We start from the raw sequence: 23,576 nt of genomic DNA, 5'->3' as shown, positions 1-23,576 counted from the left end.
CGGCGGGGGGCGGGCTTTCAGAGGGCCTTGCCGGGGTTGAGGATGCCGAGTGGGTCGAAGACGGCCTTGATGCCGCGCTGGAGTGCGAGTCCGGCCGCGGCGGCGTGTCCGTCGGTCCGCACCGGCAGCAGGACGGTGGCGGTCGCCGCCGGGAGCGGACGGAGCCGCACGGTGGCGCCGACGATCACTCCCAGGGTGCCCTCGGAACCGATGAACAGGGCGGTCAGGTCCAGGCCGGTGACCCCTTTGACGCTGCGGTGGCCGGTGTGCAGGGCGGTTCCGTCGGCGAGCACCACATCGAGCGCCAGCACGGAGTCACGGGTGACGCCGTACTTGGCGGAGCGCAGTCCGCCCGCGTTGGTGGCGATGTTCCCGCCGATGGTGGAGATGGCGTGGCTGGCCGGGTCGGGCGCGTAGTACAGGCCGTGACCGGCCGAAGCGCCGTGTTGAGATCGGCGTTGATCGCCCGGGCCCCGGCCGCTCCGGAGCGGTCGTCGAGGTACGGAAGGACGTCCGCGCCGTCGAGCGGTGGTGCGGAGGTCTCGGCGAGGGCTTGGCGCAGCTCCCGCGGGAACGTGTCGGTCACGGTGGTTTCCTCATGGGGCGCGTGGGCTCTTCGGCGCCGACGCGGGCAAGTTGACGGACCGGCATGCACCACGGCGCACGGGGGTCACGGCCCCGTACGGGCAGACGGATCACACACGAGAAACAGATGGGAGAAGGCGCCTCGGCGGGCAGCCGTCAATGCCTCAACAACACTGCGCGCTCACCACTCGACCGAGGTCGACGTGGTGGCGATGCACCAGAAACGCGGAGGCCATGGGCGCCACCCAACACCGGCGCTCGTGTACTGGTCAAGCAGCGACCACCATGCGGAACGGTGGACGGCCGCCGGGCACACCGCGCATCTCACCATGCGGTCCGCTGTTGACCTGGGCCAACGGGAATGTGAGCATCCCATCCCATGTCGCGGACCCTCTTCTGCACGCGCCGGCGCACGGTCGATCACATGGTGATCACCAGTGCCGCCTGTTTCTCTCACTGACCTCATTCCCGCTCCGGGCCGGCCCGTCGTCTTCTCTCTTTCTTCTGGCGCGCCCGCCCGCTCCCTCCCCAGAGCGTCGAGGAGTACACACGGTGATCCGTGTAGAGAAACTGCACAAGACCTTCGGCACCGGTACCCGTGCGCGGCCGGTGCTCCATGACGTCGACCTGAACATCGCGCAGGGCACCGTCGGCGCCGTCGTCGGCCCCAGTGGCGCGGGGAAGAGCACTCTGGCCCGCTGCGTCAATTTGCTCGAACGCCCCACGTCCGGGCGGGTATGGGTGGCTGGAACCGATGTGACGGACCTCCCGGAGCGTGACCTCCGCCATGCCCGGCGGGCCATCGGAACGGTCTTCCAGTCGGCCAATCTGCTGCGCCGGCGTACGGCGGCGCAGAACGTCGCGATGCCACTGCGCTATCTCGGCGTGACCGCGCGGGAGGAGAAGCGTCGCGTCGCCGAACTGCTGGAGCGGGTCGGCCTCACGGACCGGGCCGACGACTACCCGGCCCAGCTCTCCGGTGGCCAGCGCCAACGCGTGGGTATCGCACGCGCGTTGGCCCTGCGGCCCAAGGTGCTGCTGTCCGACGAGGCCACCTCCGGTCTCGACCCGGCCGCCACCCGGTCCGTCCTCGCCCTGCTGCGCGAGCTGCGCACCGACCTGGATCTGGCCATCCTCCTGATCACCCACGAGATGGAAGTGGTCCGCGAGGTGGCGGACACCGCCGCCCTGCTGCGCGAGGGGCGCGTCATCGAGTCGGGGCCCGTCCACCAGCTGGTGGCCGACCCGCACTCCGCGCTGGGCAACGCGCTCCTTCCCGACCGGCCGGTCTCCTTGGACCGGCAGGGGCTCGGCACATGGCGGCTCACCTACCAGGGGCGCTCGGTGCCCACGGACTGGCTGACGCGGCTCGGTGCGGACCACGGGCTCGATGTCCATCTGCTGTCCGCGACGGTGGAGGAGATCGCCGGGCGGGCCGCGGGCCGTGCGACCGTCGCGGTCGGCCACGACCGGGCGGACGAGCTGACCGCTGCCCTGGACGGCTGGGGCATCCACGCCGAACCGCTGCCCCCAGGCCACAGTGGACCGGCCGAAGAACCGGCGGCCTCCGAACCAGCCCCCGAGGCGGCCGCGGAGACGGTCGAGGGGGCGGTCGTATGAGCACCGAGCTCGACCGGCTCTGGCCACTGCTCTTCCCCGCGATCGGGCAGACCCTCCAGATGGTCGCCGCCGTCATGCTCATCGTCGTCGCCGTGGGCACCCCGGTGGGCGTGGTGCTCCACAACGCCTCGCCCGGCGCGCTGTTTCCGCACCGGGCGCTGCGGGCCACGCTGAGCTGGGTGGTCAACCTGGGCCGTTCGCTGCCGTTTCTGATCCTGATGGCCGCGATCATTCCGTTCACCCGGTACGTAGCGGGCACGACCATCGGGGTGTCCGCCGCGATCGTGCCGATGTCGCTCGCGGGCATCCCCTACTTCGCGCGGCTGGTGGAAACGGCCCTGCGGGAAGTGCCCCGCGAGGCCACCGAAGCGGGGCGCGCCGCCGCCGGCTCACGCCTTCAGGTGATCGTGTCCGTGCAGCTGGCGGAGGCGCTGCCCGCGCTCGCGGGAAGCCTGACCATCGCGATCATCGGCATGCTGGAATTCTCCGCCATCGCCGGGACCATCGGCGCGGGTGGCATCGGCTATCTGACCATCAGCTACGGCTACGAGCGCTTCGACACGACGGTCATGACCGCCACGATCGTCACGCTCGTCGTCATGGTGCAGGTGATCCAGTTCACCGGCGACCGCATCGTGCGCCGCCTCGCCCACTGAGGTCGCCGAGGTTGCCGAGGCCACCGAGCCCGCCGCGCCCAGAACCCCTCCATCCCACCGGGGAAACACCCATGCCTTTCGTCCATGACCACGGCTTCGAGCTGAAGTCCAGACTGCCCCGCCGCATCGCCATCACGGCCGCGCTCAGCGCCGTCGCCCTCGCCGTCGGCTCGCTGGTCGCCGCGCGAGTGGGCGGCGAGGACCACCCGCCCCTGGGGAAGACCCTGAAGGTCGGCTACAACCAGGGGAGCATTCCGCAGAGCGCCATCGTGAAGTACATCGCCGACAAGGTCGACCAGGACCGCGGCATCAGGGTCGAGCCCTACCCCGTCAACGACGCCAACCAGGTCAACGGCTCGACCGCGGACGGCAAGCTCGCCGCGAACATCACCCAGCACGCCGAGTGGCTCAAGGTCATCGTGGCCAACGAGGGCTACGAGGCGAAGGCCGTCCAGCCCGTCTTCACCCAGGCGTTCGCCCTCTACTCGCAGAAGTACGGCAGTGTGCGGGAACTGCCGTACGGCGCGCGGATCACCCTGCCCAACGACCCGGCGAACCAGACCCAGGCGCTGCTGACCCTCCAGAAGGTCGGGCTCATCAAGCTCAAGAAGGATGTGGACCCGCTCACCGCACAGCTGGGCGACATCGCCGAGAACCCACACGACTTCCACTGGCACGAGGTGTCCCTGGACGCCATCGCCCGCTCCCTCCCGGACGTCGACGCCGCCATCAACTACGCCTACAAGTTCCGGGTCGCCAAGATCCCGATCAAGCAGCGCATCCTGCTGCCCCCGGCCGACGAACGCTTCGCCATCCAGCTCGTCGTCGGCGACGCCTACGCCGACGACCCCGCCATCACCCGGCTCAAGGCCGCGTTCGCCGACCCGCGGGTGGCCCGGTTCATCAAGAACAGCCTCGATGTGGAGACCCAGCCCGCCAAGATCCCCGCCGACCAGCGTCAGCGAGCCGCCCCATGACCCTCTCGCCCGGCAGGCGACACCTGCACCTCAACGTCAACATCTTCCAGTCCGGGATCTTCGCGGGTGCGTGGCGCGCCCCCGACGGCGACCCGCGCGCCGCCTTCTCCCTCGACCACTACATCGCCACCGCCCGGATCGCCGAGGCCGCGAAGCTCGACGCGGTCTTCCTCGCCGACACCTCCGTCCTCACCCCCGATATCGCCCACCGCCCCGAATACGCGCTGGAACCCACCGTGATCCTGGCCGGGATCGCTGCCCACACCAGCCGTATCGGCCTGATCGCCACCGCCTCCACCAGCTACAACGAGCCCTACAACATCGCCCGCCGGTTCGCGGCGCTGGACCACCTCAGCCGGGGCCGCGCCGGGTTCAACGCGGTGACCACGGCCGGTCCCGCCGCCGCCCGCAACTTCGGTCTCGACCAGGCGCCCGCCCACCGTGACCGCTACCGGCGCGCCGCCGAGTTCGTCGGCGTCGTGGGCGCGTTGTGGGACAGCTGGGACGACGACGCGCTCATCGGGGACTCCGCGCGCGGTGTGTTCGCCGATCCGGCCCGTATCCACGCCATCGACCACCAGGGCGAGTTCTTCCGCGTCCAAGGGCCGCTGAACACCCCGCGATCGCCGCAGGGGCGCCCCGTCCTCGTCCAGGCGGGCGGCTCGCCCGACGGCATCGAACTCGCCGCCGCGCACGCCGAGGCCGTCTTCAGCGCCGCCCAGACCCTGGACGAGGGCAAGGCGTACTACCGGGCCATCAAGTCCCGCGCCGCCGCGCTCGGCCGCGACCCCGACGGGATCGTGGTGCTGCCCGGGCTGTCGACGGTGGTCGCCGCCACCCGCGACGAGGCGCTGGAGCGGCTGAACGGCCTCCAGGACCTCATTCCGCTCCGCTACGGTCTTGACCGGCTGGCCGCCCTCCTCGGCATCGACGCCGACGCCCTCGCCCCGGACGCGGAGCTGCCGTGGGACCTCATCGGCCCCGCCGAGGACGTCCAGGGGCTACAGACCTTCTTCACCGTCACCACCGACCTCGCCCGCCGCGAGCGGCTCACCGCCCGGCAGCTGATCCGGCGGCTCGGCGGCGGACTCGGCCACCGCGTCGTCGCCGGCCGGCCGGCCGACATCGCCGACACCATCGAGGAGTGGTTCACCGCGGGCGCGGCCGACGGCTTCAACCTGATGCCCGACGTGCTCCCCAGCGGCCTCGCGGCCTTCGCCGAGCACGTGGTGCCGGAGCTGCGCCACCGGGGGCTGTTCCGGGACGACTACGCGGGCGCCACGCTGCGCGACCACTTCGGCCTGGCCCGGCCCCCGGTCGCCCGGTACGCACCCGACGCGGCGGAGGTGCTGGTCCGATGACACGCCGACTCAGTCTGCTGGTGAACATCACCGGCGCCGGAAACCACCCCGGGGCCTGGGCCCTGCCCGGTCGGGCCCCGGACGCCTATGTCGATCCGGACCACCATCTGCGGGTGGCCCGTACCGCCGAGCGCGGCGCCCTCGACGGGGTGTTCCTCGCCGATATCCCCGCCCTCCACGGCGACATCGGCCGGGGCCCCGGGCAGGCCCTGGAACCCTCGATGCTGCTGACCTACCTCGCCGCCGCCACCGAGCGCATCGGGGTCGTCTTCACCGGGTCCACCACCTTCAACGAGCCCTACAACCTCGCCCGCCGGGTGCTCTCGATCGACCACGCCTCGCGGGGGCGCGCCGGATGGAACGCGGTCGCCACCTTCTTCCCCGGGGCGGCGCGGAACTTCGGTCTCGGCACCGTGCTCGACCCCGACACCCGCTACCGCAGGGCGGAGGAGTTCATCGGCCTGGTGCACCGGCTGTGGGATTCCTGGGAGGACGGCGCGCTCATCGCGGACACCGACGGCGCGCGCTTCGCCGACCCCGGCCGGATTCACGCAGCCGACCACACCGGCGAGTTCTTCGACGTCGCGGGGCCGCTCAATGTGCCGCGCTCCCCGCAGGGCCGCCCCGTGACGGTGCAGGCCGGGGCCTCGCCACCGGGCGTGGCCCTCGCGGGACGCTTCGCCGAGGCCGTCTACACCCCGCTGCTCGACCGCGAGGCGGCGCGCGACTACCGCGCCCGGCTCGCCGGACAGGCGCGGCGGTACGGACGTGAGGTGTCCGGCATCCGGCTGCTGCCCGGTCTCACCCCGGTGATCGGCAGCACCGAGGCGGAGGCCCGCGCGCGCTTCGCCGCGCTGGAGGCGGGCGTACACCAGGACGCGCAGCAGCTCGCCCGGGTGGCCCGTACGCTCGGCCTCGACCCCGCCACCACCGACCCCGAAGCCCCTTTGACCGAGGCCCAGTTGTCGGGACCGCCACCGGACCGGCTGCCCACCGGGTTCTTCCGCACCCATGCCGAGATCGCCCGCCGTGAGGGGCTGTCCCTGGCCGGGCTCGCCGCGCGCACCATCGGCGGCCACCGGTCGGTCGTCGGCACCCCCGAACGGATCGCGGACGACATCACCGGCTGGTGGTCGGCCGGTCTGGTGGACGGTTTCACCCTGCTGCCCGACGCGCTGCCCGACGGCCTGGACACCTTCGTCGACCACGTCGTGCCGATCCTGCGGGAACGCGGCGTGTTCCGCCACGGCTACACGGGCACCACCCTCCGCGACCACCTGGGGCTCCCCGTACCGCCGTCGTCATACGAGCCTTCCGGAGAGAAAGGGGCCACGGCCCGATGAACACCACCACGGCCCGGCGGACCGTCACGGTACGGGAGGTACTGGCCCGCGTACCGGAGTTGGCCGCCTCCCTCTCCGTCGACACGGCGCGCCGCGAGGCCGAGCGGGAACTGCCGTACGGGTCGATGGACGCGGTGCGGGCGAGTGCCGTCGGATCGCTGCGGGTCCCAGTGGCGTACGGCGGCCCGGGGGCGAGCCTCGTGGACCTCTTCCGGACCGTCATCGACCTCGCGGAGGCGGACTCCAATGTGGCACAGGCGCTCCGGCCGCACTTCGGTTTCCTCGAGAAGCTCATCAGCGACGGTGGGCAGGAGGACCGCGAACGGTGGTTCGCCGCGGCCTCGGCGGGCGAGCTCTTCGGCAACGCCACCGGGGAGACCGCCGCCGAGCACCCCGGCGACATCCACACCGCGCTGGTACCCGACGGCGACCGCTACCGGCTGAGCGGCACGAAGTACTACAGCACCGGCAGCCTGTTCGCCGACTGGGTGGTCATCACCGCGAAGAACCACCTCGACCAGCGGGTTTGCGTGGTGCTCCCGCACGGCCGCCCCGGGCTCCGGCTGATCGACGACTGGGACGGCATGGGTCAGCGCATGACGGCGAGCGGCACCACGGAGCTGGACGACGTGGCGGTGTACCCGCACGAGGTCGCCGTGGACGAGACCGTGGGGGTGCGCCGGACCCATCTCGGCGCGTTCCACCAGCTCTACCTCGCCGCCGTGGAGACCGGCATCGCCAAGAACGCGGTGCGCGACGCGATCGGCTACGCCCGCGACCGGGCCCGCGCGGTACGGCACAGCGGCGTCGACCACGCGGTCCAGGACCCGTTCGTGCAGCACACCGTGGGCGAGATGGCGGCGCTCGGGTACGGGGCCGAGGCCACCGTGGTGCGCGCGGCCGCCGCCATCGACCGTGCCCTAGCCGGCCCCCGCGGCGAGGACGGCGTCGCGGGCGGCGAACCGGCGCTCGCCGAGGCGGCCACCGAGGTGGCGCAGGCGCAGGTGGTGGCCGCACAGGCGGCCCTGCGGACGGCGGAGCGGCTGTACGACGTGGGCGGGGCCTCGGCCACCCGGCGCGAGTTCAACCTCGACCGCCACTGGCGCAACGCCCGCACCCTGGTCAGCCACAATCCGATCGCCCACAAGGCACGTGTGGTGGGTGACTACCTCCTCAACGGCGAACCGCCGCCGCTGACAGGGTTCTTCTGACGGTGTCCAGGACGATGTCCAAAACGATGCGCAAAGAGAAGGAAGACACCGAAGACATGACCACGTACCGCACCCTCGGCCGTACCGGCGTGAAGGTCAGCCCCCTGACGCTCGGCGCGATGAACTTCGGCGCCTGGGCCAACCGTGACCACGACGACGCCGTCAAGATCATTCACCAGGCCCTCGACGCGGGCATCAACGTCATCGACACGGCCGATGTGTACTCCCAGGGCGAGAACGAGGAGATCGTCGGCAAGGCCCTCGCGGACAGCCGCCGGGACGACGTGTTCCTCGCGACCAAGTTCCACGGCCAGATCGGTGACAACCCCAACCACCAGGGCAACTCACGCCGCTGGATCCACCGGGCCGTCGAGGACAGCCTGCGCCGCCTGGGCACCGACCACATCGACCTCTACCAGGTCCACCGGCCCGACCCCGCCACCGACTTCGAGGAGACGCTCGGCGCACTCGACGACCTCGTACGGCAGGGCAAGATCCGCTACTTCGGCACCACGACCTTCGAACCGCACCAGATCGTCGAGGGCCAGTGGATCGCCGAGCGCCTGCGCCGTCAGCGCCCCGTCACCGAGCAGCCCCCGTACTCCATCCTGGCCCGGGCGGCGGAGCGGGCGGTGCTGCCCGTCGCCGAGCGGTACGGTCTTGGTGTTCTGCCGTGGAGCCCGCTGGCCGGTGGCTGGCTGTCCGGTCGCTACCGCAAGGGGGACACCACGCACGTCGTGTCCAGCCGTCTGGAGCGCCAGCCGCACCGGCACGATCCGGAGCTGGCGGCCAACCAGCGCAAGCGCGAGGCGGCGGAGCAACTCGCCGAGCTGGCCGACGAGGCGGGGCTGTCGCTGATCCACCTGTCGCTGGCGTTCGTGCTGGAGCACCCGGCCGTGTCGACGGTGATCATCGGCCCGCGCACCCAGGAGCACCTGGTGAGCCAGCTCGGCGCGGTCGACGTCCGTCTCTCGCGGGACGTGCTCGACCGGATCGACGAGATCGTGCCGCCCGGCACCACGATCAGCCCGGCCGACGAGGGCTACCAGCCCCCGTCGCTCACCGACCCGGCCACCCGCCGCCGCCCGGCCTCGCGCGACTGAGCCCCGGACTAGCGCAGGAGGTGGCCGGAGGCGCGCAGCACGTACGCGGCCACCTTCTCGCCGAGGGTGACTCCGGCCTCGTCCGCCGAGCGGGTGTGGATGCCCGAGAGGACCCGCGCGTCGACGTTCTCGGCCGTCAGCCGGTGCCAGTCCGTGTACGTCCGGGTGACCCCCGGCGCGGTGGGGCTGGTCAGCTCGAACGGCGCGGTGCGCGGCCCGGTGAGCGCGGACAGTATCCCCTCCGCCGCGCCCGCGTAGGTGGTGTGGCCGCTCGGATAGTCCGGGTGCGCCGGGGTGTTGTGCAGCGGCGTCCAGTCGGGGTCGGGGTCGATGGCGCCGGTGCGGATGGCGGTGACCGGACGCCAGCGCAGATACGCGTACTTGGAGTCGGAGGTCGCGATCTGCGTGTCCACCGACGCGATGTGGAACATCGCCACCAGCTTCGCCCGCTCCGCCACCGACCCGGCGGAGCGGGACAGCGCGACCCGCAGCGGCCCGGTGTAGAGGGTCAGCGAGGAGCCGTACCAGAAATTCGCCGTCTGCGTCTGGTGGGCGGTGCGCCGGGTGCTGTCCGCCGCGCCGTAGGCACGCACTTCGGCCAGGTCCGCCCGGTACCGTCGGGAGTCCAGCGCGGGCGGCGGCCCGAGCCGGAACTGGTCGGGGGCCGACAGCACGAACGGCCGCGCGACGCGGTTGCCGTACTGCGTGGCGGGGGCGTACGCGGACGGCGTCGGCTGCCAGACGCCGGGGGCGGCCGGGGGCACGGTGAACGGGGTGTCGACCGACGCCGGGTCCAGGCCGTCGCCCTCCCGGGACGCGAGGACGGACCGGGCCTCGCGTTCGCCCGCCGCCACGCCCCGGTCCTCGGCCGGGCCGTCCGGGATCCCGTCGAGGGTGCGGTGGAACGCGGCGTCCAGCTGCTCGGTGCGCGTCGGCGCGAGGGCGACCAGGGAGCTGTGCACGGCCGAGGCCAGCGCCGCGTCCTGGTAGTCGCCCCGGTCGACGCCCGTGGGCACCTGGCGGGTGGCCCGTGCCGCGGCCAGCCAGCTCACCGCCCATGTGCGGCTGTTGGTCACCTGGGTCGGCGCCCCGGCGGCCGCGATCGTCTGTGCCGTGGTGTCGTACCAGTCGAGCGCCACCGATGGACGGGGCTCGGCGGGCGCGGCGACGGCTGTCGGGCCCATGGCCGAGGCGGCCAGCAGCGACGCGGCGCCGAGTGCGAACAAGAACGGTCGGGTGGCTGTCGGGCTCACCGGCAACTCCTGAAAGGTATCGGGATGTCGACAAGGTCAGTCGCGGGGCGCTTAGCGGCTCTCGGGAAGGTCGTCCGCCCGCCCGGTGGCCGCGTCCACGCCCAGCCGGGCGAGCAGTCGCTCGCGCAGCGCGGCGTACTCGGCACCGGCGGGCCGGCGCGGCGCCGGAACCTCCACGGCGAGGTCGGCGGCGATCCGGCCCCCGTCCAGGACCACGATCCGGTCGGCGAGCGCGATGGCCTCGTCGACATCATGCGTGACCAGCAGCACGGCGGGACGGTGCCGCTCGTACAGGCGGGCCAGAAGAGCGTGCATACGGGTCCTGGTGAGCGCGTCGAGCGCGCCGAACGGCTCGTCCGCGAGCAGCAGTTCGGGCTCGCGCACCAGGGAGCGGGCGAGTGAGACCCGCTGCTGTTCACCGCCCGACAGCTCCACCGGCCAGGCGTCCTCCCGCCCGGCCAGTCCCACCTCGGCGAGCGCGGTGCGCGCCCGCTCCTCGGCGTCCCCGCCCGTGAGTCCCAGCGCCACATTGGCCAGCACCCGTTTCCAGGGCAGCAGCCTGGCGTCCTGGAAGACGACCGACACATGGGCGGGCGCGCTCAGTACGCCTTCGCCACCGGCGTCGTGGTCGACTCCGGCGAGCGCCCGCAGGACGGTGCTCTTGCCGGAGCCACTGCGGCCGAGCATGGCCACGAACTCCCCGGCGCGCAGGCTCAGATCGAGCCCGTCCAGCACCTTGCGCTCGCCGAAGGCCCGTACGAGCCCCTCGATGCGGACGGCCGTTGCGGCCTCCGGGGCGGTGGCCGTCAGCCCGCCAGTGTGCGTCGCCATGACAGGACCTTCCTCTCCACGAGCCGTACCAGTCCGTCGGAGAGCAGCCCGAGGAGTCCGTAGACGACGAGACCGACGATGATGATGTCGGTCTGCCCGTACGTCCGCGCGAGCCCCATCATGTAGCCGATCCCGCTGGTGGCGTTGACCTGTTCGACGACGGCCAGCGCCAGCCATGAGGCGGTCACGGCGAAACGCATCCCGAGGAGGAAGCCGGGCAGTGCGCCCGGCAGCACGATGTGCAGCAGGAAGCGCGGGCGGCTCAGCCCCAGCGTCTCGGCGAGCTCGACGTACCGGCTGTCGATGGTGCGCAGTCCGTTGTGGGTGTGGATGTAGACCGGCACGAAGGCGCCGAGGGCGATCGTGATGACCTTCATGGACTCCCCGATGCCGAACCACAGGATCAGCAGCGGGATGAGCGCGAGCGAGGGAATGCCCCGCTTGATCTGCACCGGGCCGTCGATCACCCCCTCGCCGAGTCTGCTGAGCCCCGCGATGAGCGCCAGCACGAGCCCGGCGGCCGTCCCGTACACCAGACCGGACAGGGCTCGCTCGGTGGAGGTCCGCACATTGGACTGGAGCCTGCCGTCCGCGATGAGGTCACCCGCCGTGGTCACCACCGTCCAGGGGGCGGACAGATCGCGCGCGTCGATGAGGCCGGTGGCCGAGCCGGCCGACCAGACCGCGAGCAGCAGGAGGGGGCCGAGGGCCCGGCCGTACGGGATGGGCCGACCGGGACCGAGGCGCCGGCGCGCGACGCGGCGCCCGGCGTTCCCCGCGGCCGGGGCCGCCTTCGTGGTCCTGGCGAGCGACAGCCGCTCGCGCCCGAGGTCCGTGCTCATCGCGGCCGCCCCGCTGCCGCGACCGCATCGGCGGCGACCGACTCGTACCGGCGGTCGAAGAGGATTCCCGCGTCGAACTTCTTCTGGCCCGTCTCCTTCGCCAGCAGGTCGACGGTCTTCTGCTGCCGCGCGATGGCCGCTGTCCAGTCGGCCGGGATGTCCGGATGGCCGTTCTGCTTCACCAGGTACTCACCGTCCGCGTGGGTGAGGCCCTGGTCCTTGACGTAGTAGCCGTCGATCCACTGCTTCGGGTGCCGGTCGACCCAGACCTCCGACCGCGCCCAGAACCTGATGAACTCCCTGATCGCGGCGGCCTTCTGCGGATCGCTCACGGCGTCGGTCACCGCCCACAGATGTGCGGGATCGTCACGCAGCCCGTGCTGGACGGTCTTCCCGCCGTCCTTGCCGTACTTCGCGGGATAGCGCTTGATGTTGACGCCTCCGAGGGGCGCGACGTCCACTTGGCGGCTGCCGAGCGCGGTCGGGTACACATCCCCCGTGCTGGGCAGCTCGACCAGTTGCACATCGCCCTTCGAGAGTCCCGCCTTGGCCAGGATCCGCAGCACGAGCGCCCCCTGGGCCTGCCCCGGGCTGTAGGCGATCTTCTTGCCGCGCAGGTCCGCCAGGGTGTCGACGTCCGCCCCGGGAGCGATGCCGAGTTCGTAGACGGGGTGCTTCAACGGGTCCTTGCGGAATTCCGTCGCCACGAGCTTCGTATCGAGACCGGTCCAGTGGGCGTGTATCGACGGGATCTCCGCCGCCGAGCACAGATCGAGGGAATGCGCGCGGAAGGCCTCGGAGCACTGCGGACCGCCACTGATATTGGCCCACTTGACCTTGAAGGGCAGCTTGTCGAGCTGCCCCGAGAGCTTCAGCGCCACCTGAGTATCCGGCGCACCGACCGTAATCGACGTCTTCGCCTTCACCTTCTCCGGAATCTTGACGTGGGCGAGGTTCTTGCTGTCGGCGGTAGTCGACGAGGTGGTGTTGTCCGCGCAGCCGACGAGCAACGAGGCGCAGGTCAGAGCGGTCAGGATGGGCGGCGCAAGCCTGGGCATACACATTCCCCGGGTGCAAGGCGTACGGCATCGGAGCGTACGGAAGTGAACTGATGTCGCGGGGGTGGAATTCGTCGCGAGTGAGGGGCGTTCGCTACTGGATTTCAGCTACACAGTGCGACGGTGAGGCGCATCAGATCGACAGGGCGCCGCTGCGTGAACCGCGGAGAGGTCGGCATGCCGCTGAAGCTACCCACGACGTCAAGAAAGGGTCAAGCACGGGTTCGTATTTCCGGGAAGCGGCAATGACGACTTCGTACGGCTGCCATGTTCGCGTTACACAGCCCTCGGGGACATTTCGCGGAAGCCCAGCAGGGCGCGTACCGCATCGATGGTGGCTCCGGTCAGGGAGGGGTCGCAGCCGCTGCGGGCCCGGGCGCTGAGGCGGACCGGGGGAACGGCCGGGAGGCCGTGGAGTGGCGCGAGGCCATCGGGGTACGGACCGCCGGGGACGGCGAGCAGGGCGGCGCCGAGCCCGGCGCGGGCCGCGTCCAGCACCCCCGCGAGGTATCCGGCCTCGGCGACCACGGTGGCTGCCGTGTGATGGGAGGCGAGTGCGGTCAGGGCGCGGCGGCGGATCACGCAGGGATCGCTGATGGCCACCAGGGGCAGGGGCGCGGGTGCGGCGGGTGGTTCCCAGCCGGGAGCGGCGTACCAGCGCAGGGGGAGTTCACCCACCGGGGTACCCGGGGCGGACGCCGCCTCGGTGACGTAGACGGCGAGGTCGAGCTCACCACGCGCGACGGCATCCGTCAGCCGCGCCGAGCGGTCGATGCGCACCCGAACCTCGGCGCCGGGCCGGGTGTCGCGTACGGCCGCGGTCAGAACGGGCAGGAGCTGGTCGGCGCCGTGCTCGGTGGCGCCGATGACGACGGGCGCCGCGTCGGCCGGGTCCTCCCCCATGAGCCGGCGGAGGGCCGCGTCGTGTGCGCCGACGATCTGCTGGGCCTCTTCGAGCAGTCGGGTGCCATGGGGGGTGAACCGGGTCTTCCTGCCGTCACGTTCGACGACGGGGCGTCCGAGGGACTTCTCCAGCCGCCGGATGTGCTGACTGACGGTGGACTGACTGAGCGCGAGTGCGCCGGCGGCGCGGTGGAAGCCCCCGTAGTCGGCGACGGCGATGAGGCTCCGCAACGCCACGATGTCCAATACCGTTCGCATGTGCGCAGGCTAGCAACCGATCGATCGGAAATCACGATCGGTTTTGATGGCAAAACATCGTTGGACGGCCGACTCCGGCCTCGTGCATCCTGAGGTCATGCCGCGTACAGCGTTCGTGGCGGCCCACGGGCCGCGCACCCACCGCAACGGATCCGGGCCGTCGGCCGCCGGACCGGCGGTGTGCCGTGCCACGGGCGCCCGGCTGACCCGGCGGCGCGTGGTCGACTTCGGCCGCACCGGCGCCATGCGCTGTCGCTGACCTACGGCTTTCCCGGCGCGGGCGCCGTCGTCGCCCGCTCGCCGCCGCCCGTTCGCCCCTCCGCGCTTCCGCGTCGGCAGGCGCTTCCCGCCTGCGCCCCGTCCTTTCCCCGCCGCACCTCGCACCCGCACGGCCGCTTCATCCCGCTGTGCGTGCGGGCGGGCGCCGCTGTCGATGAATCGAGTTCTCATGTCCTCTGCTCAGCATGTCCACTCCTGGGACGAACCGGCGGGGATCGCCCCGCGCGGCACGCTCGTGCTTCTCCCCGGACGGGGTGAACACGGCGGTGTGTACGAGCGGTTCGGCCGCCGGATCTCCGCCGACGGCTATCGCGTCCGCGCCCTGGGAGACGCCTCCGCCGACCCGGAGGCCGTCGCCGAGGCGGCCACCAAGCTGTTGCGCGACGAAGCGCTCCCGGGCCCCCGCGTACTGGTGGGGTCCGACACCGGGGCCTCCCACGCGGCGCGGCTCGCCACCCTCGACGCCTCCGGACTGGACGCGCTGATCCTCGCCGGGCTGCCGGCCGGGCCGCGCCCCGCGGAAACGGCCGCTGGGGACTGGGAGGCGGAGTTGGAGCTGCGCACCGCCTGCCCCACACACCGGGGCAGGCTGACCGACGACACGGCGTTCCGGCGAGGCGCCCTGGCGGGCCCCTCCGCGCCGGAGTCGCTCACGCCGGACACGCTGGAGGGGATCTCCGTTCCCGTGCTCGGGCTGCACGGTGCCGAGGACACCGTCAGCCCGCTCGGTGAGGTCCGCCGCGTGTTCCGCGGACTGTCCCGCGCGGAGCTGGTGAGCCTGGCCGGTACCCGGCACGACGTCCTCAACGACGTGACCCACCGCACCGCCGCCGCCACGGTGGTCCTCTTCCTGGAGCGGCTGCGGCTGGACCCCGGTCTCGCGCCCGTCGCCGTCACCGAGGACCTCGGATGACCGCCCCCGTCCTCACCACTCCGGCCGAGCTGTACTCCCGGCTGTTCCATGGTGGTCCGGCGCCCGTCGTCCTGGACGTACGGTGGCGGCTCGGCGATCCGCACGGCCATGAGCACTACCGCGCCGGGCACATCCCGGGCGCGCGCTACGTCGACCTCGACACCGAACTGGCCGCTCCGCCCACTCCGGCCGACGGCCGCCATCCGCTGCCGGACCCCGCTGCCTTGCAGCGGTCCGCGCGCCGCTGGGGACTCACCGCCGACCGGCCGGTGGTGGTGTACGACGACAACGGCAACACCGCCGCCGCTCGCGCCTGGTGGCTGCTGCGCTGGGCCGGGGTCGAACGGGTCTCGCTGCTGGACGGGGCGCTGGCCGCGTGGCGTGCGGCCGGACTGCCGGTCGAAACGGGCGAGCCCGCCCCACCGGCCGAGGGGAATGTCGTCCTCGCCCCGGGGCAGCTGCCGGTGCTGGACGCCGACGCGGCGGCCGAGGTGGCGCGTACCGGTGTCCTGCTGGACGCGCGGGCGGCCGAGCGATACCGGGGCGAGACCGAACCGGTCGATCCGCGTGCCGGGCACATTCCCGGCGCCCGGTCCGCCCCGACGGGCGGCCATCTGACGCCGGACGGCACGTTCCACGGGGTGGAGGAACTCGCGCGGCGCTTCGCCGCGCTGGGCGCCGACGGCACGACGGAGGTCGGCGTCTACTGCGGCTCCGGGGTCACGGCCGCCCACACGGTCGCGGCCCTGGCCCGCGTCGGCATCACGGCCGCGCTCTACCCCGGCTCCTGGTCCGCCTGGTCCGCCGACACCGCCCGCCCCTCGGCGGTGGGAGCGCAGCCGGGCTGATCCGCCCCCATCCACCCTCCCGAGCACGTCCCGACCGAGAGGCCGCACCATGCCCTCCTCGCACTCCCCCGTGTCCGGGGCCTCACCGCCCCCGGCCGCCTCCACACCACCCTCCCCCGGTGCGCCGAAGGACCCCGCGCCGCCCGCCGGGTCCACCGTGGTGCGGAAACCCCGCCCCACCGCCCCGCGCACCCGGCCCCGCCTCCGGGTCCCGCGCGGGGTGCGACGGGCCTCCGGACCGGCCGGTCTGCTGCTGCTCTGGTTCCTGGCCGCCGCCACGGGCGTGCTCCCGGAGACCGTGCTGGCGTCCCCCGTCGACGTCGTGCGGCGCGGTGCGGACCTCATCGGCACCGGTGAGCTGCCGCGTGCCATCGCCGCCTCCGGCCGGCGCGCGGCGATCGGCTTCCTCATCGGCGCGGCCGTGGCGCTCACGCTGTCGCTCACCGCCGGTCTGTTCCGGCTGGGCGAGGACGTCATCGACGCGTCCATGGGCATGTTCCGGGCGATTCCCTGGGTGGGTCTGATCCCGCTGTTCATCGTCTGGTTCGGCATCGACGAGACACCGAAGATCGCGCTGGTGGCGCTCGGTGTCACCTACCCGCTGTACTTCAACATCTACGGCGGCATCCGGTCCGCCGACGCGCAGCTGATCGAGGCCGGGCGGATGGTGGGCCTGGGCCGTATCGGCCTGATCCGGTACGTGATCCTGCCGTCCGCGCTGCCCGGTGCGCTGGTGGGGCTGCGGTACGCGCTGTCCACCGCGTGGCTGGCCCTGGTCTTCGCCGAGCAGGTCAACGCGGACGCCGGTATCGGCTATCTGATGAGCAACGCCCAGCAGTACTTCCAGACGGACGTCATCGTCCTGTGCCTGGCCGTGTACGCGGTGCTGGGGCTGCTGTGCGACTTCGCGGTGCGGCTGCTGTCCCGGCGGCTGCTGGACTGGCGGGCGTCGTTCGACGGGGAGGGAGCATGACATCGGTGAACGCCACGAGCGGTGTGGAGGTACGCGGGCTGAGCCGCGCCTTCGGCGACAAGACGGTGCTCGACGGGCTCGACATCACCATCCGGGAGGGCGAGTTCGTGGCCCTGCTCGGCCAGAGCGGCTGCGGAAAGTCGACGCTGCTGAGGATCCTCGCCGGGCTGGACAGCGAGACCGAGGGCGAGGTGGACGTCCCCGAGCGGCGCTCGGTGGCCTTCCAGTCGCCACGGCTGATGCCGTGGCTGCGGGTGTGGCACAACGTCGTGCTCGGTCTGCCGGGCGGGGACCGGGCACTGGCCGGGCGCTATCTGGCCGAGGTCGGCATCGAGGAGTACGCGGGTGCCTGGCCCCGGACGCTCTCCGGCGGCCAGGCCCAACGCGTCTCCCTGGCCCGTGCGCTGGTGCGCGAGCCCGAACTGCTGCTGCTGGACGAGCCGTTCGGCGCGCTCGACGCGCTCACCCGCGGCAGGGCGCAGCGGCTGGTGGCCGATCTGTGGCAGCGGCACGGCTGCTCGATCCTCCTGGTCACGCACGACGTCGAGGAAGCGCTGCTGCTGGCCGACCGGGTGCTGGTGATGGACGGCGGGCGGATCGCCTACGAGGCGGAGGTGGGCCTCGCACGCCCGCGTGACCTCGGCTCGCCCGACTTCGTGGCGCTGCGCGGCGAACTCCTGCGACGGCTGGGCGTCGACGACGCCTCGGCCCCTTCGCACCATCGTGAAGAGGTAACCACATGAACCGCTCGAACACCCGGAACCGCAGGGCCACTGCCGTGGCGCGCGCGCTCGGCGCCGCGCTGTCGCTGACCGCCCTCCTCGCCACCAGCGCGTGCGCGGGGGACAGCCAGGCCGCGTCCGAGACCGATCCGTCGAAGGTGACGCTGACCCTCGGTGACCAGGCCAAGAACCTCAAGACGCTGTTCGACGCCTCGGGTGCCCTCGAGGGAACGCCGTACAAGGTGAAGTGGGCCGAGTTCGAGGGCGCCGCACCGCTGTTCCAGGCCGTGCAGGCCGGGGCCGCCGACACCTCGTACGCCGCCGATCTGCCCACGCTCCAGGCGCTGTCCGGCGGAGTGCGGGTCAAGGCCGTCGGGGCGCTGCACAACGACGGCACCCACACCGGGATCGTGGTCCGGAAGAACTCACCGGTGAAGAGCGTCAAGGACCTCAAGGGGAAGCAGGTCGTGGTCTCCTCGGCCAAGGGGTCCATCGCCGAGTATCTGCTGGCGCACGCGTTGAAGCAGGCGGGACTGAGCTACTCGGACGTCCATGTGCGGTATCTGCTGCCCACCGACGCCCAGGCCGCCTTCACCTCCGGCAAGGTCGAGGTCTGGGCCACGTTCGGCGTCTACAAGACCGTGGCGGAGCAGCACGGCGGCCGTCTCCTGATCAACGGGGCGAACGGGCGGGTGAGCGGCTACGGCTTCATCGGAGCCTCCGAGAAAGCCCTTCAGGTCCCGGCGAAGAAGAAGGCCATCACCGACTATCTGCGCCGCCTCGACAAGGCGCTGGCCTGGTCCCGCCGGCACCCCGCGGAATACGCCAAGGCCATCCAGCACAACAACGGGGCCTCGGCCACGGTGGCCAAGGCCCTGGTCGACCAGTCCAACAGCGAACTGCTGCCGGTGCGTGAGCCGGTGATCCGGTCCGTCCAGAAGGTCGGCGACACCATGCATGACATCGGTGTCCTCACCCCCAACCCGACCCTCGCCGACCACGTCGACACCAGCCTCGTCAAGGAGTGACCGCAGCCATGCCCGTGGAGTTCATCAGCGCCGTCCACCCCAATCCCGCCACCGAGGGCGACCCCACCGCGGGTTCCGGAATCGATGTGGACTACGCCCGCCGCTACGCCCGAGCCCTGGACGACGGCGGCTTCGACTACACCCTCGTCACCTACCACTCGGCCGCCCCGGACGCGCTCCAGCTGGCCCAGTTCGTCGCGCATCACACCGAGCGCATCAAGCCGGTCCTCGCCCATCGCCCCGGGGTGGTCTTCCCCACCCACGCGGCCCGCGCACTGGCCACGCTGGACCGGATCAGCGCCGGACGGCTGGTGGTGCACATCATCTCCGGCGGCAACGACGAGGAGCAGCGCCGCGAGGGCGACTATCTGACCAAGAGCGAGCGGTACGCCCGCTCGGACGAGTACATCCGGATCCTGCGCGGAGTGTGGGAGGCCGACGGTCCGCTCTCCCACGAGGGCCCGTACTACCGCTTCGAGGGCTTCCGCTCCGATGTCACCCCGCACCACGGCACCATCCCCATCTCGGTGGGCGGTTCCTCGGAGGACGCCTACCGGGTGGGCGGGCAGCAGGGTGACATCTTCGGGCTGTGGGGCGAACCTCTGAAGGAGACCGCCGAACAGATCGCCTCGGTGAACGCGTACGCGGACGCCGCGGGCCGTCCCCGGCCTCGCATCTGGGTGTCCTTCCGGCCGATCATCGCCCCCACCGACGAGCTGGCCTGGGAGAAGGCCCACCGCACGCTGGGCGCGGTCAAGACCAACCACGCCGAGCGGGCCAAGCGCCGCCACTACCCGGCGGTCGGCCGGGGCACCCCGGCCAACGTCGGATCGCAGCGGCTGCTGGCCGTCGCCGAGCGCGGCGAGGTGCACGACCGCTGCCTGTGGACCGCGCCCGCAGCGGCCACGAACGCCGCCGGTGCCTCCACGGCGCTGGTCGGCTCCCCGGAGACGGTCGCCAAGGCGCTGCTCGACTACGTGGACATCGGCTGCGAGCTGCTGTCCATCCGCGGCTACGACCCGCTCAACGACGCCATCGACTACGGGCGTCACGTACTGCCGCTGGTCCGTCAGGAACTGGCGCACCGCGCCGCCACCTCGGCCGCCTGACGCCCGGCCGCCGTCTCCTCCTCGTTCCCCTCGTGAAAGGCATTCCCCGCATGTCCAGGCCACCGGCCCGCTCCCGTTTCCGGCGCACCCGCGCCCGTACCGCTCTCGCCGCCGTCGTGGCGCTGGCCGCCGGTGCGCTGAGCGCCTGTGGGGGCTCCGCGGGAGCGGACGGAGGCGGGAAAGGCTCCTCGGTCACCCTGGGGGTCGGTGCGACCGGCTGGAAGAAGGAGGAGGCACTGCTGAAGTTCGCACACCTGGACGACACTCCGTATCAGGTGCAGTGGAGCCTGTTCCAGGGCGGCGACAGGCAGCTGGAGGCGGTGCGCGCCGGTGCGCTGGACGTGGCGAGCTCCAGCGAGATCCCGCCGGTCTTCGCGGCGGCCGACGGAAAGCCGAACTTCAAGGTCGTCGCCGTGGAGCGCGGCAACACCCTCAACCAGGAGGTCGTGGCCCCCAAGGGGTCCGCCGTCAGCTCGATGGCGCAGCTGCGGGGCAAGAAGGTCGGCTACGTCAAGAACACCACCGCCCACTACTTCCTCTACGAGCTGCTGAAGCGGGCCGGGCTCGGCTGGGACGACATCGAAGCCGCCCCGCTGGACCCCGACAAGGGGATCGCTGCGCTCAACGGCGGTTCCATCGACGCGTTCGCCGGATACGGCAACGCGGTCATCACCGCCCATCAGCGGGGTGCCCGCACCATCGGTTCCGGCAAGGACATCCTCTCCGGCAACTTCCTATGGACCGCCTCCGACGACACCCTCGGCAGCGCGGCCGAGCGCAGAGCGCTGGCGGATCTGCTGGCCCGTATCGACAAGGCGTACGACTATGTGCGCGACGGGCGCCAGAAGGAGTACGCGAAGGTCGTGGCCGCCGCCACCCACCAGCCGGTGGATCAGGCGCTGGAGGAGTTCACCGCGGGAGAGGCCCAGCGCAGGACCGGGATACGGCCGGTGAGCGCTGGGGCCACCGCCTCCGAGCAGAGGGTGGCCGACGCCTTCGGCGACCTCGGCGCGGTGAAGCGGGAGCTGACAGTGAGCGGTTTCTGGAGCGACCGGCTGAGCGCGCGGCTTCGGAAGGCGCTCGCCTCATGACCACTGACCTATCGCTGCCCGTCCCGGATCTCTCCTCGTTGTCCTCCGTGACGCGACGGCTCGCCACCACCGCGGCCGCGTACGACCGCGACGGCACGTTTCCGGCCGAGGGGATCCGCGCCGCGCACGAGGCCGGGCTGCTCACCGCCACCGTCGGCGAGCGGTACGGGGGTCCCGCCCTCGGGGTGGCGGCCACCGCGCGCATCCTGCACGCGCTCGGCGAAGGCGATCCGTCGGTGGCGCTGATCGCCGCCATGAGCCTCTCCGTCCACCGCCGCCAGGCCGTGCGGCCGCACTGGCCGGAAGAGCTCTACGGGCAGGTGCTGGCCGAGGCCGCTTCGCGGCCGGTGCTGCTCAACCACATCCGTGTCGAGCCCGAGCTCGGCTCGCCCGCTCGGGGAGGGCTGCCCTCCACGGTGGCCCGGCGCACTTCGGACGGCTGGTCGCTCAGCGGCCACAAGCGCTTCGCGACCGGGGTGGAAGGGCTGGACTGGCTGCTGGTGTGGGCCACCACGGACGAGCCCACGCCGCGGGTCGGCACCTTCCTGGTGCCCGGCACCGCACCCGGAATCGAGATCACCCACCGCTGGGACCATCTGGGGCTGCGCGCCAGCGGAAGCCATGACATCGCGCTGCACGACGTCGAGATTCCCAAGGGCAACGTCATCGACCTGGCCGAGCACGGCGCCGCGGCGGAGCAGGACAACCGCGCGGGCGCGGCCCTCCACCTGCCGCTCGCCGCCCTCTACCTGGGCGTGGCGCGGGCCGCCCAGGGTTACGTCCACCGCTTCGCCCATGAACGGGTCCCCGCCAACCTCGGCCATCCGGTGGCCCGTACCGAGCGCTTCCGGCGGGTGGCCGGTGAGATCGCGCTGCGGCTGGACTCCGCCGAACACCTGGTGTTCACGGGTGCGGAGCGGGTCGATGCGGCCGACGGCTCGTACTCCCCCGAACACGCGCTGGGCGCCCGTGTCCTGGCGGACCGGCACGCCACCGAGGCGGTCGCCCTGGGGCTGCGGCTGCTGGGGAATCCGGGGCTGTCCCGCGACAACCCCCTGGAGCGCCACTTCCGGGACGTCCAGTGCGCCCCGGTACACGCCCCGCAGGAAGACACGGCGCTGCTCGCCATCGGCACGGCCGCGCTCGGCACACGAAGTGAGAGGCCGACATGACCGTCCCGCTGTCCGATCCGGACACGGCCGACCGCACCGGCTCCACACCCGCGCACGCCACCGATACGGATGCCGCCGCCGCGCTGCTGGCGGCGCTGCGCCGCGAGTTGCCCGACGGGACACTGGGCACCGGCCCCGAGGCCACCGGCCCATACGCCACCGACCGCTCCGGAAGCCGCCCGGCGGGCCTCCCGCTCGCGGTGGTGCACGCCACCCGCACCGAGCACCTCCGGACCGCGCTGCGGCACGCGCACGCCCTGCGGGTGCCGGTCGTGCCGCGCGGGGCCGGGACGGGTCTTTCCGGCGGCGCGAGCGCGGGCGCGGGCAGTGTCGTCCTCGACCTCTCCGGGATGAACCGGATCCTGGAGCTGAGCCCCGAGGAGCAGATCGCCGTCGTCGAGCCGGGGGTGATCACCGCCGACCTGGACCGCGCGGCGGGCGAGTTCGGGCTGCGCTACGCTCCCGACCCGGCGAGCGCGGCGATCTCGACCGTCGGCGGGAACATCGCGACCAACGCCGGCGGTCTGCGCTGCGCCAAGTACGGGGTGACCAGGGACGCCGTCCTGGGCCTTGACGCGCTGCTGGCGGACGGGACGCCGATACGGACCGGCAGGCGCACCGTCAAGGGCGTCACCGGCTATGACCTGACGGGACTGCTCACCGGCTCCGAGGGCACCCTGGGCGTCATCACCGCCGCGACCGTGCGGCTGCGCCCGGTACCGGAGGAGACCGTCACGGTCGCCGCGTACTTCGCCACCTTCGCCGAAGGAGCCGAGGCCGTCTCCGCGCTCACCGCCGCCCGGATCGAGCCCGCCATGGCCGAACTGCTCGACGGCCCCGTGCTGGGCGCGGTGGACGACGCCCGGGGCACGGATCTGCGGTCGCGCGGCGGCGCCCTGCTGCTCTTGCAGTGCGACGGGCGCGGCGCGGCCGCCGAGGCCGACGCGGCCGTACGGCGCTTGCGCGGACGGGCCGACTCGGTCGAGGTCACCAAGGATCCGGCCGAGGCGGAACGGCTGCTCGCGGCGCGTCGGCTCGCCCTGCCCTCGCTGGAGCGGCTGGGCCGTCCGCTGATCGAGGACATCGCCGTCCCCAGGAACCAACTGGCAGCCGCCGTACGGGAGATCGACGCCGCGGCGGACCGGCACGGGGTACGGATCTTCACCTTCGCCCATGCCGCCGACGGCAACCTCCACCCCATTCTCGTCCTCGACCCGGCCCTCTCCGCCGTCCCGGACGCCGCCTGGCGGGCGGCGGGCGACATCTTCACGGCCGCGCTCCGGCTCGGTGGCACGCTCACCGGCGAACACGGTGTGGGCACCCTCAAGCGGCGCTGGCTCGGCGACGAACTCGGCCCGGACCAGCACGCGCTCCAGCGTCGCCTCAAGGCGGCCTTCGATCCGCACGGCATCCTCAACCCGGGCAAGGCGCTATGAGATC

At 72.3% G+C, this 23,576-nt stretch carries 23 protein-coding genes and 1 pseudogene; 17 read left to right on the top strand and 7 right to left on the bottom strand.

Features of this window, described 5'->3' with window-relative positions; translation table 11 throughout:
• Positions 1–17: 17 nt before the first annotated feature.
• Positions 18–311, bottom strand: coding sequence for an FAD-binding oxidoreductase (locus KHP12_RS53170; protein ID WP_372455154.1), 294 nt, complete (start codon positions 309–311; stop codon positions 18–20).
• A gap of 9 nt (positions 312–320) precedes the next feature.
• A pseudogene (locus KHP12_RS53165) lies at positions 321–380 on the bottom strand (hypothetical protein); the annotation flags it as partial.
• A 757-nt stretch (positions 381–1,137) separates the two neighbouring features.
• On the opposite strand from KHP12_RS53165, the gene KHP12_RS02285 reads away from it, so the two are divergent.
• From KHP12_RS02285 to KHP12_RS02255, 7 genes are all read left to right on the top strand, one after another.
• A complete protein-coding gene (locus KHP12_RS02285) occupies positions 1,138–2,205 on the top strand; it encodes a methionine ABC transporter ATP-binding protein (protein WP_244203460.1) in 1,068 nt (355 codons plus the stop codon).
• On the top strand, positions 2,202–2,861 hold the full coding sequence (locus KHP12_RS02280) for a methionine ABC transporter permease (RefSeq protein ID WP_211831320.1): 660 nt from the start codon (positions 2,202–2,204) through the stop codon (positions 2,859–2,861). Before KHP12_RS02285 ends, KHP12_RS02280 begins: the two co-directional genes overlap by 4 nt.
• A 71-nt stretch (positions 2,862–2,932) precedes the next feature.
• Complete coding sequence (locus KHP12_RS02275) at positions 2,933–3,838, top strand: MetQ/NlpA family ABC transporter substrate-binding protein (RefSeq protein ID WP_086886185.1); 906 nt, start codon at positions 2,933–2,935, stop codon at positions 3,836–3,838.
• Positions 3,835–5,199, top strand: a complete 1,365-nt coding sequence (locus KHP12_RS02270; RefSeq protein WP_211831319.1) for an LLM class flavin-dependent oxidoreductase — start codon at positions 3,835–3,837, stop codon at positions 5,197–5,199. Before KHP12_RS02275 ends, KHP12_RS02270 begins: the two co-directional genes overlap by 4 nt.
• Entirely contained in the window at positions 5,196–6,542 is a 1,347-nt protein-coding gene (locus tag KHP12_RS02265; protein ID WP_086886183.1) for an NtaA/DmoA family FMN-dependent monooxygenase, read from the top strand. Before KHP12_RS02270 ends, KHP12_RS02265 begins: the two co-directional genes overlap by 4 nt.
• Entirely contained in the window at positions 6,539–7,753 is a 1,215-nt protein-coding gene (locus KHP12_RS02260) for an acyl-CoA dehydrogenase family protein (RefSeq protein ID WP_211831318.1), read from the top strand. Before KHP12_RS02265 ends, KHP12_RS02260 begins: the two co-directional genes overlap by 4 nt.
• 56 nt (positions 7,754–7,809) lie before the next feature.
• Positions 7,810–8,856 carry an aldo/keto reductase gene (locus tag KHP12_RS02255; RefSeq protein WP_086886189.1) on the top strand — a complete coding sequence of 349 codons (1,047 nt, stop codon included), beginning with the start codon at positions 7,810–7,812 and terminating at the stop codon, positions 8,854–8,856.
• Positions 8,857–8,864: 8 nt separating this feature from the next.
• Here KHP12_RS02255 and KHP12_RS02250 read toward each other — a convergent pair whose 3' ends face one another.
• From KHP12_RS02250 to KHP12_RS02230, 5 genes are all read right to left on the bottom strand, one after another.
• Positions 8,865–10,109, bottom strand: coding sequence for a vanadium-dependent haloperoxidase (locus tag KHP12_RS02250; protein WP_276328688.1), 1,245 nt, complete (start codon positions 10,107–10,109; stop codon positions 8,865–8,867).
• Between the two features lie 51 nt (positions 10,110–10,160).
• Positions 10,161–10,940: an ABC transporter ATP-binding protein gene (locus tag KHP12_RS02245; RefSeq protein WP_086886181.1), complete on the bottom strand. Its 780-nt coding sequence runs from the start codon at positions 10,938–10,940 to the stop codon at positions 10,161–10,163.
• A complete protein-coding gene (locus KHP12_RS02240) occupies positions 10,916–11,782 on the bottom strand; it encodes an ABC transporter permease (RefSeq protein ID WP_211831317.1) in 867 nt (288 codons plus the stop codon). The genes KHP12_RS02245 and KHP12_RS02240 overlap by 25 nt, the downstream gene beginning before the upstream one ends.
• Positions 11,779–12,840: an ABC transporter substrate-binding protein gene (locus KHP12_RS02235; protein ID WP_086886179.1), complete on the bottom strand. Its 1,062-nt coding sequence runs from the start codon at positions 12,838–12,840 to the stop codon at positions 11,779–11,781. The genes KHP12_RS02240 and KHP12_RS02235 overlap by 4 nt, the downstream gene beginning before the upstream one ends.
• A gap of 276 nt (positions 12,841–13,116) precedes the next feature.
• On the bottom strand, positions 13,117–14,001 hold the full coding sequence (locus KHP12_RS02230) for a LysR family transcriptional regulator (RefSeq protein WP_211831316.1): 885 nt from the start codon (positions 13,999–14,001) through the stop codon (positions 13,117–13,119).
• A gap of 97 nt (positions 14,002–14,098) precedes the next feature.
• Here KHP12_RS02230 and KHP12_RS02225 point away from each other — a divergent pair, with 97 nt between their 5' ends.
• The 10 genes from KHP12_RS02225 to KHP12_RS02180 all read left to right on the top strand — a co-directional run bounded on the left by KHP12_RS02225 (position 14,099) and on the right by KHP12_RS02180 (position 23,572).
• Entirely contained in the window at positions 14,099–14,260 is a 162-nt protein-coding gene (locus KHP12_RS02225; protein WP_167442796.1) for a hypothetical protein, read from the top strand.
• Positions 14,261–14,449: 189 nt separating this feature from the next.
• A complete protein-coding gene (locus KHP12_RS02220; RefSeq protein WP_208653276.1) occupies positions 14,450–15,193 on the top strand; it encodes an alpha/beta hydrolase in 744 nt (247 codons plus the stop codon).
• Positions 15,190–16,041, top strand: coding sequence for a sulfurtransferase (locus KHP12_RS02215; RefSeq protein ID WP_086886176.1), 852 nt, complete (start codon positions 15,190–15,192; stop codon positions 16,039–16,041). The genes KHP12_RS02220 and KHP12_RS02215 overlap by 4 nt, the downstream gene beginning before the upstream one ends.
• A 49-nt stretch (positions 16,042–16,090) precedes the next feature.
• Complete coding sequence (locus tag KHP12_RS02210) at positions 16,091–17,014, top strand: ABC transporter permease (protein ID WP_211831315.1); 924 nt, start codon at positions 16,091–16,093, stop codon at positions 17,012–17,014.
• Positions 17,011–17,757 carry an ABC transporter ATP-binding protein gene (locus tag KHP12_RS02205; RefSeq protein ID WP_211831314.1) on the top strand — a complete coding sequence of 249 codons (747 nt, stop codon included), beginning with the start codon at positions 17,011–17,013 and terminating at the stop codon, positions 17,755–17,757. Before KHP12_RS02210 ends, KHP12_RS02205 begins: the two co-directional genes overlap by 4 nt.
• Complete coding sequence (locus KHP12_RS02200; RefSeq protein ID WP_086886076.1) at positions 17,754–18,764, top strand: ABC transporter substrate-binding protein; 1,011 nt, start codon at positions 17,754–17,756, stop codon at positions 18,762–18,764. The genes KHP12_RS02205 and KHP12_RS02200 overlap by 4 nt, the downstream gene beginning before the upstream one ends.
• Before the next feature lie 8 nt (positions 18,765–18,772).
• Positions 18,773–19,873 carry an LLM class flavin-dependent oxidoreductase gene (locus tag KHP12_RS02195; protein ID WP_211831313.1) on the top strand — a complete coding sequence of 367 codons (1,101 nt, stop codon included), beginning with the start codon at positions 18,773–18,775 and terminating at the stop codon, positions 19,871–19,873.
• Positions 19,874–19,923: 50 nt separating this feature from the next.
• The gene (locus tag KHP12_RS02190) at positions 19,924–20,964 is read left to right on the top strand and encodes an ABC transporter substrate-binding protein (protein ID WP_211831312.1); all 1,041 of its coding nucleotides are present in this window, start codon (positions 19,924–19,926) and stop codon (positions 20,962–20,964) included.
• On the top strand, positions 20,961–22,136 hold the full coding sequence (locus tag KHP12_RS02185) for an acyl-CoA dehydrogenase family protein (RefSeq protein ID WP_246648391.1): 1,176 nt from the start codon (positions 20,961–20,963) through the stop codon (positions 22,134–22,136). Before KHP12_RS02190 ends, KHP12_RS02185 begins: the two co-directional genes overlap by 4 nt.
• Entirely contained in the window at positions 22,133–23,572 is a 1,440-nt protein-coding gene (locus KHP12_RS02180; RefSeq protein ID WP_086886079.1) for an FAD-binding oxidoreductase, read from the top strand. The genes KHP12_RS02185 and KHP12_RS02180 overlap by 4 nt, the downstream gene beginning before the upstream one ends.
• Positions 23,573–23,576 lie beyond the last annotated feature (4 nt).

Source organism: Streptomyces asiaticus (assembly GCF_018138715.1).
GTDB lineage: Bacteria > Actinomycetota > Actinomycetes > Streptomycetales > Streptomycetaceae > Streptomyces > Streptomyces asiaticus.
This window is presented reverse-complemented; position numbering and strand designations above follow the sequence as displayed.

Excerpts from the sequence above, each read along its gene's own strand:
- KHP12_RS02260 (WP_211831318.1), top strand. The coding sequence starts at position 6,539 with ATGAACACCACCACGGCCCGGCGGACCGTCACGGTACGGGAGGTACTG.
- KHP12_RS02200 (WP_086886076.1), top strand. The coding sequence starts at position 17,754 with ATGAACCGCTCGAACACCCGGAACCGCAGGGCCACTGCCGTGGCGCGC.
- KHP12_RS02180 (WP_086886079.1), top strand. The coding sequence starts at position 22,133 with ATGACCGTCCCGCTGTCCGATCCGGACACGGCCGACCGCACCGGCTCC.
- KHP12_RS02195 (WP_211831313.1), top strand. The coding sequence starts at position 18,773 with ATGCCCGTGGAGTTCATCAGCGCCGTCCACCCCAATCCCGCCACCGAG.
- KHP12_RS02255 (WP_086886189.1), top strand. The coding sequence starts at position 7,810 with ATGACCACGTACCGCACCCTCGGCCGTACCGGCGTGAAGGTCAGCCCC.
- KHP12_RS02270 (WP_211831319.1), top strand. The coding sequence starts at position 3,835 with ATGACCCTCTCGCCCGGCAGGCGACACCTGCACCTCAACGTCAACATC.
- KHP12_RS02240 (WP_211831317.1), bottom strand. The coding sequence starts at position 11,782 with ATGAGCACGGACCTCGGGCGCGAGCGGCTGTCGCTCGCCAGGACCACG.
- KHP12_RS02190 (WP_211831312.1), top strand. The coding sequence starts at position 19,924 with ATGTCCAGGCCACCGGCCCGCTCCCGTTTCCGGCGCACCCGCGCCCGT.
- KHP12_RS02185 (WP_246648391.1), top strand. The coding sequence starts at position 20,961 with ATGACCACTGACCTATCGCTGCCCGTCCCGGATCTCTCCTCGTTGTCC.
- KHP12_RS02205 (WP_211831314.1), top strand. The coding sequence starts at position 17,011 with ATGACATCGGTGAACGCCACGAGCGGTGTGGAGGTACGCGGGCTGAGC.
- KHP12_RS02215 (WP_086886176.1), top strand. The coding sequence starts at position 15,190 with ATGACCGCCCCCGTCCTCACCACTCCGGCCGAGCTGTACTCCCGGCTG.
- KHP12_RS02230 (WP_211831316.1), bottom strand. The coding sequence starts at position 14,001 with ATGCGAACGGTATTGGACATCGTGGCGTTGCGGAGCCTCATCGCCGTC.
- KHP12_RS02225 (WP_167442796.1), top strand. The coding sequence starts at position 14,099 with ATGCCGCGTACAGCGTTCGTGGCGGCCCACGGGCCGCGCACCCACCGC.
- KHP12_RS02220 (WP_208653276.1), top strand. The coding sequence starts at position 14,450 with ATGTCCTCTGCTCAGCATGTCCACTCCTGGGACGAACCGGCGGGGATC.
- KHP12_RS02210 (WP_211831315.1), top strand. The coding sequence starts at position 16,091 with ATGCCCTCCTCGCACTCCCCCGTGTCCGGGGCCTCACCGCCCCCGGCC.
- KHP12_RS02245 (WP_086886181.1), bottom strand. The coding sequence starts at position 10,940 with ATGGCGACGCACACTGGCGGGCTGACGGCCACCGCCCCGGAGGCCGCA.
- KHP12_RS02280 (WP_211831320.1), top strand. The coding sequence starts at position 2,202 with ATGAGCACCGAGCTCGACCGGCTCTGGCCACTGCTCTTCCCCGCGATC.
- KHP12_RS02235 (WP_086886179.1), bottom strand. The coding sequence starts at position 12,840 with ATGCCCAGGCTTGCGCCGCCCATCCTGACCGCTCTGACCTGCGCCTCG.
- KHP12_RS02265 (WP_086886183.1), top strand. The coding sequence starts at position 5,196 with ATGACACGCCGACTCAGTCTGCTGGTGAACATCACCGGCGCCGGAAAC.
- KHP12_RS02275 (WP_086886185.1), top strand. The coding sequence starts at position 2,933 with ATGCCTTTCGTCCATGACCACGGCTTCGAGCTGAAGTCCAGACTGCCC.